This is a genomic window from Blautia sp. DFI.1.216, assembly GCF_020594215.1.
In the GTDB taxonomy this organism is placed as follows: Bacteria; Bacillota; Clostridia; order Lachnospirales; family Lachnospiraceae; genus Blautia_A; species Blautia_A wexlerae.
Map to the genome: position 1 here is coordinate 1 of NZ_JAJDML010000022.1, position 11,686 is coordinate 11,686.

Here is an 11,686-nt window from a genome sequence, read left to right on the forward strand (position 1 = left end):
AGGAAGAAAAAATCCCCTGCCCCACATGGTGGAACCGGGAACGGGGGCTTCGCAACACCCGAACCAAATGGGAAAAGAAAGACCCGGAAAACGGGCGGTATATGTGGGACTTCTCCGTTATCAAAGACCTTTTGATGAATCCCGTCTACACCGGTGCGATTGCTTCCCAGAAAAAAGACTACCGTTTCAAAATCGGCACAATTGGGGAAAAGAAGCCGGAGGACTGGATTGTGGTGGAGGGACAGCATGAACCGCTGATTGACCGCATGAGCTTTGACATTGTGCAGAACAAGCTGAAATCCCGCCAGCGTCCGGGGCAGACCGATGAAATCAGCCTGTTTGCCGGACTGATAAAATGCGGCGAGTGTGGGAAGTCGCTGACGGTACGCTACACAAACGCAAAACATCCCCAGCGGATTTATTCCTGCAAGACCTACAACGCCTTTGGAAAGAACCACTGCACCCAGCACCGGATTGACTATGACACCCTTTACAGCCATGTGCTGCGGAAAATCCGGGAATGTGCCAGAGCTGCCCTGATGGACGGGGAAGCGGTTGCCGACCGCCTGACCAATACCTGTGAAGCAGAGCAGCGGGAACAGCGGGAAGCAATGGAACGCTCCCTTACAAGGGACGAGGAACGGATTGAGGTTCTGGACAAAATGGTCATGCGGCTTTATGAGGATATGATTGCAGGGCGTATCAGTGAGCAGAATTTCAACACCATGCTGGAAAAGACACAGACCGAGCAGACGGAGCTTAAAGCAAAAGTGTCCGAGGGCAGAAAGCGGCTGTCTGATGAAGTCCAGCTTGCCAATGACGCAAAACAATGGGTGGAAGCCATTCAGGAATACGCCAACATTACAGAACTGGACGCAGCCACCCTCAACCGCTTAATCAAAGAAATCGTCGTGCATGAGCGCATTGACGAAGATAAAACAAGACACATTTCTATCGAAATTCATTTTAATCTCAAACCCATCCCGGAGGTGGAACAGGTCACTGCCTGACCTGTCCCGCCGGGACGGTTCTCTTAAAAACACCATATAGATTTTTTGTACGCCGCCGCCCGCCATCGAGCAGAGTTTTACACCTAATTGGGGATAAAACAGCTGATGGCTGGTGCCGGAATCATGCTGCTGGGAACTACCCTGATTCCACAGCTGGCAACATTGTTCTCTTAAGAGGAGTGGTAGATGAACACCATCATTGAGAGAATTACGGAAGCGATAAAGGATATCCTGATCGGGCTTATTAAGTCAAGTTTGGATAACATGTTCACGTCTGTCAATGAGCAGGTGGGAACCATAGCCGGGCAGGTGGGACAGACACCGCAGGGATGGAATGCAGGGATTTTTAATCTGATTCAGAATATATCCCAAACGGTGATTGTCCCCATTGCGGGACTGATCATCACCTTTGTCCTGTGCTATGAATTGATCACGATGGTAACACAGAAAAACAATTTCCATGAATTTGAGACTTATAACATTTTCCTCTGGATCTTCAAAGCGTATGTAGCCGTTTATCTGGTGACAAATACGTTCAATATCACGATGGCGGTCTTTGATGTTGGCCAGCATGTGGTCAACAATGCCGCCGGGGTGATATCAGGAAACACTGCGGTGGATGCAACAGAAGCAATTTCACGGATTGTGGATGCCCTGGAGGATATGGAGTTAGGGGATTTGTTCCTGCTATCCATGGAAACGATGTTGATCAGTGTTACCATGCACATTCTGTCAATTATCATTACGGTAATCTTGTTCGGAAGAATGATAGAAATTTACCTTTATACTTCCATAGCACCAATTCCGTTTGCCACCATGACCAATAAGGAATGGGGCAATATCGGAAACAACTATTTAAAAGGCTTGTTCGCACTGGCATTTCAGGGATTCTTCATGATGGTCTGTGTGGGAATTTATGCAGTTTTAGTAAATGCAATGACCATATCCAGTGACCTTCATGCAGCAATGTTTTCAGTAGCGGCTTATACCGTGATTCTTGCATTTTCATTATTCAAGACCGGAAGCCTTAGCAAATCAATATTCAATGCCCATTAACGGGCAGGAAAGGAGCGCATACCATGGCGTATGTACCAGTACCAAAAGACCTTACCAAGGTCAAAACAAAAGTAGCGTTAAATCTGACAAAGCGGCAGCTGATTTTCTTTTCACTTGCCGCAGTTGTGGGGATTCCGTTTTATCTGTTCATGAGAAAACCAATCGGTTCCAGTATTGCTGCCATTCTGATGGTAACGATCATGCTTCCATTTTTCTTCATGGCAATGTATGAAAAAGACGGGCTTCCCTTTGAAAAAGTGGTGGCAAATATCATTCGACAGAAGTTTATCTGTCCAGCGGTAAGACCATATAAGACAGAAAATTTTTATCAGGAGATTTCCACCCTTGTAAAAAAGGAGGGTGTGCCGGATGGCAAAAAAGACAAAGCAGGAGGCTCAGCAGGAGCGTCTGTCTCTGGCGGAAAAAAGAAACCGTCAGGAAAGAAGAAACAAAAAAAGCAGAAAAGAAAGAGAACAGGAAAAGCGTAAGAAGAAACAGGAACGGGATTGCAGGAAACAGAAAGGCATTCCTACAACTGCACAGCAGAGCATTCCGTATATTCGGATGCTGCAGGATGGTATCTGCCAGGTGACAAAGACCTTTTTCTCTAAGACGATTCAGTTTTATGACATCAATTATCAGCTAGCTTTAAATGAGGATAAGACCACGATATTTGAGAATTACTGTGATTTCTTAAATTACTTTGATTCTTCCATCAGTGTGCAGCTGTCCTTTATCAATCAGCAGGTGGATGTGGCAGAATTTGAGAAAAGTATTGATATTCCGGATCAGAACGATGACTTCAATTCCATTCGTGAAGAATACCGTACTATGCTGAAAAATCAGCTTTCCAAAGGAAATAATGGTCTGGTAAAGACGAAGTATATCACTTTTGGAATTGAAGCAGAAAGTCTGAAGGTAGCAAGACCAAGGCTTGAAAGAATCGAAACAGATATCTTAAATAACTTTAAGGTTCTGGGAGCACAGGCACATTCTTTGAATGGACTGGAAAGGCTGGAGATTCTGTATCATGTGTTCAACCAGGATCGGATTGAACCATTTAAGTTCCAGTACAAGATGCTTCCGGAAACCGGATTAAAGACCAAAGATTTTATTGCACCGACTTCCTTTAACTTTTCCAAGAATCAGACATTTTTGATGGGAAGAACGATGGGAAGTGTGAGTTACCTTCAGATTCTTGCACCGGAGCTGACAGACCGGATGCTTGCAGATTTTCTGGATGTGGATGACAGCATCAATGTCAACATTCATATCCAGTCCATTGATCAGAGTTCAGCAATCAAGATGATCAAGAGTAAGATTTCTGATCTTGATAAGATGAAGATCGAAGAGCAGAAGCGTGCGGTACGTTCCGGTTATGATATGGACGTGCTTCCATCGGACCTTGTGACTTATGGCGAAGAGGCAAAGAATCTGCTGGAAGATCTGCAGTCCAGAAATGAGAGAATGTTCCTTGTGACAGTTCTGGTAATGAATACCGCAAAGAAGCGTCAGAAGCTGGATAATAATATTTTCCAGGTGCAGGGGATCGCACAGAAATATAACTGTTCCTTAAAACAGCTGGATTATCAGCAGGAAGCAGCACTCATGTCCTGTATTCCGCTTGGAGTCAATCGAATTGAAATTCAGAGAGGGCTTACCACATCTTCAACAGCGATCTTCGTGCCATTTACGACACAGGAACTGTTTCAGGAAGGGGAAGCTCTTTATTATGGATTGAATGCATTATCCAACAACATGATCATGGTTGATCGGAAACGTCTGAAGAACCCGAATGGACTGATTCTTGGTACACCAGGTTCCGGTAAGTCATTCTCAGCAAAGAGGGAAATTACAAACTGCTTTTTGATTACGGAGGACGATATCATTGTCTGTGATCCAGAAGCCGAATATTCGGCACTTGTGCAGGCGCTGCATGGGCAGGTGGTAAGAGTTTCGCCGGTATCTGACCAGTATATCAATCCAATGGATCTGAACCTGAATTATTCTGAGGAAGATAATCCGCTGTCATTGAAAGCAGATTTTATCCTGTCTTTGTGTGAGCTGATTGTTGGAGGAAAGAATGGATTGGAACCGGTAGAAAAAACGATTATTGACCGTTGTGTGCGGTTAGTATATCAGGAATACCTTGCCGATTCAATACCGGAGAAGATGCCAATCCTGGAGGACTTATACAACCTTCTGAGAAAACAGGAAGAGCCGGAAGCACAGCGGCTGGCTACTTCATTAGAGATCTATGTTACAGGCTCTTTGAATGTATTTAACCATCAGACAAACGTGGATATCAATAACCGCATTGTCTGCTTTGACATCAAAGAATTGGGAAAACAGCTGAAAAAGATTGGGATGCTCGTAATCCAGGATCAGGTCTGGAACAGGGTAACGATGAACCGTTCTGCCCATAAGTCCACCAGATACTATGTGGATGAGTTCCATCTTCTTTTGAAGGAAGAGCAGACTGCAGCCTACAGCGTGGAGATTTGGAAGCGATTCCGTAAATGGGGTGGTATCCCAACGGGCATCACCCAGAATATTAAGGATTTATTGTCTTCCAGGGAAATAGAGAATATATTTGAAAATTCAGATTTTATTTATATGCTGAACCAGGCTTCCGGAGACAGGCAGATTCTTGCAAAACAGCTGAATATCTCACCAACCCAGCTGTCCTATGTAACCAACAGTAATGAGGGGGAAGGACTTCTGTTCTATGGAAATGTCATTATCCCGTTCGTAGACAGATTCCCGAAGAATTCCCTCTATAAAATCATGACAACCCGCTTAGAGGAAACTTCCGAAGCAGGTTAAATCAAAGGAGAAGACAATGTTACGAGCAATTTCATATGTATTAACTTTTAGTGGCGGTGCTGTATTTGGCATCGCTTTTCTCTGTTTATTACAGGCAGGGAAAGGGTATCCGAAAAAGGAGGAGTAAGTAGTGGCAGAACAGAGAATGAAAGTCAGGGATAAGAAAGTCCAGAAGATGACCAAAGATGGTCTGGTGGAAGAAAACCTGACGGATAAATCTTCTGTTCGTGTCAGTAACCGTGTCAGTGATGTGCAGATGGGAATAAAACAGGGGGAAAAAGCAGAAAACCTTGTGGATAAGTCTCCCCGCCAGTCTAAGCGAAGCGGGAAAAATATCCGTCCCTCTGTGCAAAAATCCAGGGATGCACCGGAACTGATGCGAACGGAGAACCAAAGTGAGGATTTTGGACAAAATAGAAAGCAACAAAACCGGAAAAGAATCCGTGCTGTGAACAGAAAAGAATCAAGATTTGCGGAAAAATCCGAAGCCAGCCAGTCAGGGAGACTGAAAGAAAAACGTGCGGATCTTTCAGAAAACAGAGGAGACAGCCGGAGTAAGAAGAATGGTGGAAGTAAGAAACCAAAGCAGAAACAGCGTCTGAAATTTGCTTATGAAGAGACTGGTGCTTCTGTGAAAAATGACAAAGATATGGAGAAATTGAACCAGATGGATACGGATGGAGTCAATTTCCGTCATCAGAAACAGAAGGAAAAAGCCAAAAAGTTTTCTTATGAGGAACCAAGAAAGAAAAAGGAAGCAAAGCAGCATTCCAAGAAGGCACAGGTTTATCAGGCAAATGAAGGAGAGGGTTCTGGAAAGAAGAAATCCCGCCTGAAGTTTGGCGAAGGGGAATCTGTGAAAACAGAAAAAGCTTTTGTTGTTAAGAAAGCAGGAAGTGCAACTTCCGCAGCATTGCACCGTGAGATCAGTAAAAATGAAGACGATAATGCGGCAGTAGAAGGTGCCCATAAGTTGGAAGAAGGCTGCGAAGGTATTTACCGGCTGGAACAGAGAAGTGCCAAACAAAGGAAACAGAGGGCTTCCAGAAAGAGAAGCAGACTGGAGAGACAGGCAGAGAAACAGACACAGGCGGCAGCCCGTCAGGAGCAGAAGAAGCTAAAAAAACAGATTCAGAAGCAACAGATCAAACGGGATTATGCCAAAGCAAAACGAAGTGAACAGACAGTAGGAACAGCTACAAAAGGTACGATTGATTATATCAAGAAGATTGGCGGCAAAGTCACCAACTTCTTTAAAGAAAACCGGAAGGTGTATATCAGTGTGGCAGTTCTGATCGGATTGATGTTTCTGATTATAACGAATGTCACGTCATGCTCTGCAGTATTTTTACAAAATGTGATCACTTACACGGGAACCAGTTATCTGTCATCGGATCAGGCAATCCGGGAAGCGGAACTGTATTATACACAGTTGGAAGCTAATCTGCAGGAGCGGATTAACAACATGGAGTCTGAAGAACCGGGACATGAGGAATACCGATATAACATCGGGCCTATTGAGCATGATCCGTTTATCCTGATCAGTTATCTGTCAGCAAAGTATGAGGAGTTTACTTTTGAACAGGTCAAGCCTGAACTGGATGCATTGTTTGCAGAGCAATATCATCTGACTACAGAAGCGGTCAATGAGACTGTGACAGAGACAGCAACAGTAAGAGTTGGAGAATCTTTGGGACAGGTTGTAACAAGCGGATATTGTAATTGTCCAATCTGCTGTGGTATTTGGAGTGGAGGACCAACTGCCAGTGGAGCATATCCAACAGCCAATCACACCTTAGCGGTAGATGCTTCCAATCCGTTTGTTCCAATGGGAACAAAGGTGGTAATGAATGGTGTCGAATATACGGTAGAAGATACCGGAGCTTTCGCAAGATACGGGGTACAGTTTGACGTCTACTATGATAATCATGCGGCGGCATCTGCACATGGACATCAGACATGGGAATGTTATCTGGCAGATGATAATGGAAGTCAGGAAGTGGAAGTGACTAGGACAAGGGATGTAGATGTGCTGAATGTTACCTTAAATAGTGGAAACCTGATGTCAATCTGTCAGGACAGGCTGGGATTTTTCCAGAAAGAACTGTTCAGTGCCTACAACGATACAAAAGGCAACTTGCAGATGTTTGCAACACCGGTTGATTTTAACTGGTACTCCAGTGTGACCAGCTATTATGGATACAGGATTCATCCAATATCAGGAGCAAATCAGCTTCATAATGGTATGGATATCGGAGCACCGGAGGGAACAAAAGTGATGGCAGGACTGACCGGAACAGTTACAACTTCTGCTTATAACGACAGCTATGGAAATTACGTCATTATCAAAGACAGAAAAGGTTATGAACTGCGGTATGCACATTTAAGCAGCCGGAGTGTATCTGCAGGAGCATCCGTCACGAAAGGTGATGAGATAGGTCTTGTAGGAAATACTGGTAATTCCACAGGAAGCCATCTTCATATTGAACTTCTGAAAAATGGAGAGCGGTTAAACCCGATCTTTTATCTGGAAACTGGAGAAGGAGCAGGCTTTGGCGGCAATGAATATACCAGTGAAGCAGCACAGCGTTTGTTAAATGAAGCAGCGAGATATCTTGGAACACCATATGTATGGGGTGGATATTCCCCAAGTGGATTCGATTGTTCTGGATTTGTAAGCTACTGTCTGACAAACTCTGGTGTAAGGAATACAGGAAGACTAACAGCACAGGGACTGTACAACATTTGTACACCAGTATCCCAGTCGGAGGCACAGCCGGGAGATTTGATTTTCTTTACTGGAACTTACGACGCAGGGGAGCCGGTAACGCATATCGGAATCTATGTAGGCAATGATCAGATGATCCATTGTGGACATCCAGTGCAGTATACGTCCATCAATTCCCCATACTGGCAGAGCCATTTCTATGGATTTGGACGATGGTAAGAAAAAAGGGCGGCTGCATCAGCCGTCCGGAAAGGAGAAGCGATGAAAAGTCTTGAAAAAGCAACGGCAGATTATGAGAAAGTCAAGGAAAAAATGGAAGCATCCAAAGCCAGATATGAAGCAGATTTAAAGCGTTTCAAGGCTGCGGAGATTGCAAAAACAGAAGCGGAAAATCTGGAAATTGTAAAAATTATCCGTGCAATGGATATGAGTATTCCGGAATTGGAAGCTTTCAAAAAGAGAATGAAAAATGGACTGCCCGGCAGGGTAGAAATACAGAAGGAGGAAACAAAAGCCGATGATGAATCTGGAAAAAATGAAACAGAAGAAGAGAACAATTACTAAAAGCAGGGTAAAAAAGAGCCTGCTTGCAGCAACGACATTTCTTTGCCTGACAACACCTTTGCTCCAGACACAGACTGCTTATGCAGCTGAGAATACCACACCTGCAATCACGATTGAGAAACCGGATGGCTGGAAACAGGGAGAAACAACCATTGCTGTTACGGTAGATGCTAGCCATATGCCGGAAGGTTTCTCAATAGCAAAGATTGAAGCAAAAGCAGGAAAAGATGGAAGCTGGCAGGATGTAACCGGAAGCGGAAGTATCACGATCACTGGAAATCAGACAGTGTATGTGCGTGTGACAGATGGTGAGGGGAAGGTCTATGAGCAGAATCGCTCTATTAAGTGTTATGACACGGAAAAGCCGACACTCTCTGCTTCTCTGACAGATGGTGTGCTGACGATTCAGGGGAATGATACAGTATCCGGGATTACTGCGGTAACCGTCAATGGCACCACTTATACAGACTTGAAGGATGGAATGCTGAGAGTGCAACTGACACAGAAAGATTTTACTACAAAGCAGATTGAGATTACGGTAACAGATGGTGCTGGAAATACTTCTGAAAAGTATGTGTTGCAGAATCCTTACTATGAATGGGCAAAGAAGCAGGCAGAAAAACAGAAATCTTCCAGTGACAGCAATGGTGCAATGGCAACTACGACCAGTGCAGATGCAATGGGGACTGAAAAAACAACGACTTCTCCGCTTCCGCAGGATGCACAGGCTTCTGAGCCGACAGATGCAAAAGGGACCGTGGATGATCGGACAGTAACAGGTATTGAGAAACAGCTTAATAAAGAAGGCGAGACGGCAGAATCCGTTACAAAAACAGCTACGGAAGGAACAAAAGAGTTTTATACCATTTCAACGAAGAGTGGTAAGATTTTCTATCTGATTATTGACAATTCAAAATCTCAGGATAATGTGTATTTCCTTACCGAAGTCAGTGAGAAAGATCTGATGAACTTCACACTTTCTGATTCAGTGACACTTCCGGAAGTGGATACGGTTTATGCAGAACCAGAGAAAAAAGCAGAGGAAGAAAAACCGGAAACGACAGAGTCAGCTGAGAAAGATAAGGTAGAGGATGATATTCAGATGCCGGAAGATAAAAGTCCATTCGGAACGTATCTTTTGATTGCACTGGTTGCAGTCGGAGCTGCGGCAGGAGGATATTATTTCAAAGTCTATAAACCAAAGCATGAATATGATGACGAAGATGAGATGGAAGAGGATGAAGATGAATCCGAAGATTCAGAGTCAGAAAAACGGGAAGTAGACGATGCAGATGAGCAGGAAGAAAGTGCAGAACCGGAAATCCTGAGAGATGAAGATTTTAATGATGATGTACTGGAAGATGAAGAAGAGGAGCAGGAGTAAATGAAATTAGTGATTGCAGAAAAGCCATCGGTTGCGATGGCACTGGCTTCCGTGCTTGGAGCCAGAACAAGAAAAGATGGCTACGTGGAGGGAAACGGTTATATCGTTTCCTGGTGCGTAGGACATCTGGTTGGATTATGCGATGCATCGGAATACGATGAAAAATATAAAAAATGGAGATATGAAGATCTGCCGATTGTGCCGGAATGCTGGAGACACAAGATTTTGGAGGGCACAAAGAAGCAGTTCGGAATCTTGAAAAAACTGATGAGAGATTCCAAAGTAGATGAAGTGATCTGTGCTACTGATGCAGGACGTGAAGGAGAGTTAATCTTTCGTTTGGTGTATGAGCAGGCAGGATGCAAAAAGCCGATGAAGCGGCTCTGGATCTCTTCTATGGAAGAACAGGCAATTAAAGATGGATTTGCGTCATTAAAAGACGGTTCGTGTTATGACAGTCTCTATCAGTCAGCACTTTGCAGGGCAAAGGCAGACTGGCTGGTGGGAATCAATGCGAGCCGTCTTTTTTCCGTTCTGTATAACCAGAATCTGAAAGTTGGAAGAGTACAGACACCAACACTTGCCATGATCGTGGATCGAAATCAGAAGATCAAGGAATTTACCAAAGAAAAATATTATATGGCTCATATCAAGTTTGACGATATGGATGCGGTCACAGAGCATTTTCAGAAAAAAGAAGATGCAGATAGAGTGGCTGCGGACTGTATGGAGCGTATGTGCGAAGTGGAGAAGGATGATGTGAAAGAGAAAACGGTTCGCCCTCCAAAACTCTATGATCTGACCACTCTGCAGAGGGAAGCAAACAGAATGTTTGGCTATACCGCTCAGCAGACATTGGATGCCGTGCAGGAGATGTATGAGCAGAAGCTTGTTACTTATCCGAGAACAGACAGCCAGTATCTGACAGATGAGATGGGAGAAAGCACAGAAACTCTGATTCAGATGTTGCTTGGGAAAATGCCCTACGCCGAAGGGCTGGAATATCAGCCGGACGTGAGTAAGGTATTAAATTCAAAGAAAGTATCTGATCACCATGCAATTATCCCGACCATGGAAGTAGCAAAGGCAGATATAGGTAAACTGAAAGAACGAAACTGCAAGATTTTGTATCTGATCAGTGCCAGGGTACTGACAGCAACCGCAGATCCTTATATTTATGAAAGCCATAAATGCCAGATTACCTGTAATTATCATACGTTTTATCTCACGGCAAAGAAAACAAAGCAGGAAGGATTCAAGTCGATCGAAAATAAATTGAAACAGTTCTTTGGCGTAAAGAGTGAAAAAGAAGAGCCGGAGCTGGATATCTGGGATGGCAAGCATTACGGTCCTTGTGATTCTTTTGTATCGGAGCATTTTACACAGCCACCGAAACAGTACACAGAAGATACCCTGCTTTCTGCGATGGAACGTGCAGGGAATGAAGAACTGACCGAAGATACAGAAAAGAAAGGACTTGGCACACCGGCAACAAGGGCAGCAATCATTGAAAAACTGATTCAGTCTGGTTTTGTGAAAAGGGAAAAGAAAAATCTGGTGCCGACAGATGATGGCAATGTCCTGATTACGGTTCTGCCGGATGAGATTAAATCTCCGAAGATGACAGCAGAGTGGGAAATGGCATTGAATCACATTGCCCAGAATACAGAGACAGCAGATGAATTCCTAAATGGGATTACAGAGCTGATGCAGGAACTGGTTGCCAGATATCAGGGGATTTCAGAAGAAAAGAAAGAGCAGTTTCAGGGAAAAGCAAAAGGAGAAGTCATTGGCAAATGTCCCCGCTGTGGAGCTGATGTCAGGGAAGGAAAAGTAAACTTTTACTGTTCTGACCGGAACTGTGCTTTTGCCTTATGGAAGAATGATAAATTCCTTGCAAGCCAGGGAAAAAAGATGGATAAGGCGGCAGCAAAGAAGTTCCTGTCTAAAGGAAAAATCCATTATAAGGATCTGTTATCCAGAAAAACAGGGAGACAGTATGAAGCAACCGTGGAGATGGTTGATCCCGGCGAGGGAAATGTGCAGTTCAATCTGAGTTTCCCGCAACGATAAGCAGTGTATTGCAGGCAGTCTAAGGACTGTCTGTTTTCATACAAA

Annotated in this window: 10 protein-coding genes; all 10 read left to right on the forward strand. The window is 44.1% G+C overall.

The features are described 5' to 3' along the window. A partial coding sequence (locus tag LJE11_RS10195; RefSeq protein ID WP_227295914.1) for a recombinase zinc beta ribbon domain-containing protein occupies positions 1-1,010 on the forward strand: 1,010 nt, incomplete at its 5' end. A gap of 123 nt (positions 1,011-1,133) precedes the next feature. Continuing rightward, complete coding sequence (locus tag LJE11_RS20795) at positions 1,134-1,184, forward strand: hypothetical protein (protein ID WP_235853306.1); 51 nt, start codon at positions 1,134-1,136, stop codon at positions 1,182-1,184. Between the two features lie 12 nt (positions 1,185-1,196). Further along, positions 1,197-2,066 carry a VirB6/TrbL-like conjugal transfer protein, CD1112 family gene (locus tag LJE11_RS10205; RefSeq protein WP_195303090.1) on the forward strand — a complete coding sequence of 290 codons (870 nt, stop codon included), beginning with the start codon at positions 1,197-1,199 and terminating at the stop codon, positions 2,064-2,066. Positions 2,067-2,089: 23 nt separating this feature from the next. Beyond that, positions 2,090-2,554: a PrgI family protein gene (locus tag LJE11_RS10210; RefSeq protein ID WP_055268321.1), complete on the forward strand. Its 465-nt coding sequence runs from the start codon at positions 2,090-2,092 to the stop codon at positions 2,552-2,554. Then, positions 2,436-4,892, forward strand: a complete 2,457-nt coding sequence (locus LJE11_RS10215) for a VirB4-like conjugal transfer ATPase, CD1110 family (RefSeq protein ID WP_227295916.1) — start codon at positions 2,436-2,438, stop codon at positions 4,890-4,892. The genes LJE11_RS10210 and LJE11_RS10215 overlap by 119 nt, the downstream gene beginning before the upstream one ends. A 16-nt stretch (positions 4,893-4,908) precedes the next feature. Then, the gene (locus LJE11_RS10220; protein ID WP_008688066.1) at positions 4,909-5,019 is read left to right on the forward strand and encodes a hypothetical protein; all 111 of its coding nucleotides are present in this window, start codon (positions 4,909-4,911) and stop codon (positions 5,017-5,019) included. 18 nt (positions 5,020-5,037) lie between these two features. Then, positions 5,038-7,839 (forward strand): CD1108 family mobile element protein, encoded by a 2,802-nt coding sequence (locus LJE11_RS20365; protein ID WP_227295939.1) that lies wholly within the window; start codon positions 5,038-5,040, stop codon positions 7,837-7,839. Between the two features lie 42 nt (positions 7,840-7,881). Next, on the forward strand, positions 7,882-8,184 hold the full coding sequence (locus tag LJE11_RS10230) for a DUF4315 family protein (protein ID WP_227295918.1): 303 nt from the start codon (positions 7,882-7,884) through the stop codon (positions 8,182-8,184). Continuing rightward, positions 8,138-9,568 carry a CD1107 family mobile element protein gene (locus LJE11_RS10235; RefSeq protein WP_330593611.1) on the forward strand — a complete coding sequence of 477 codons (1,431 nt, stop codon included), beginning with the start codon at positions 8,138-8,140 and terminating at the stop codon, positions 9,566-9,568. The genes LJE11_RS10230 and LJE11_RS10235 overlap by 47 nt, the downstream gene beginning before the upstream one ends. Beyond that, a complete protein-coding gene (locus LJE11_RS10240) occupies positions 9,569-11,641 on the forward strand; it encodes a DNA topoisomerase 3 (protein ID WP_101695381.1) in 2,073 nt (690 codons plus the stop codon). Positions 11,642-11,686: the final 45 nt, after the last annotated feature.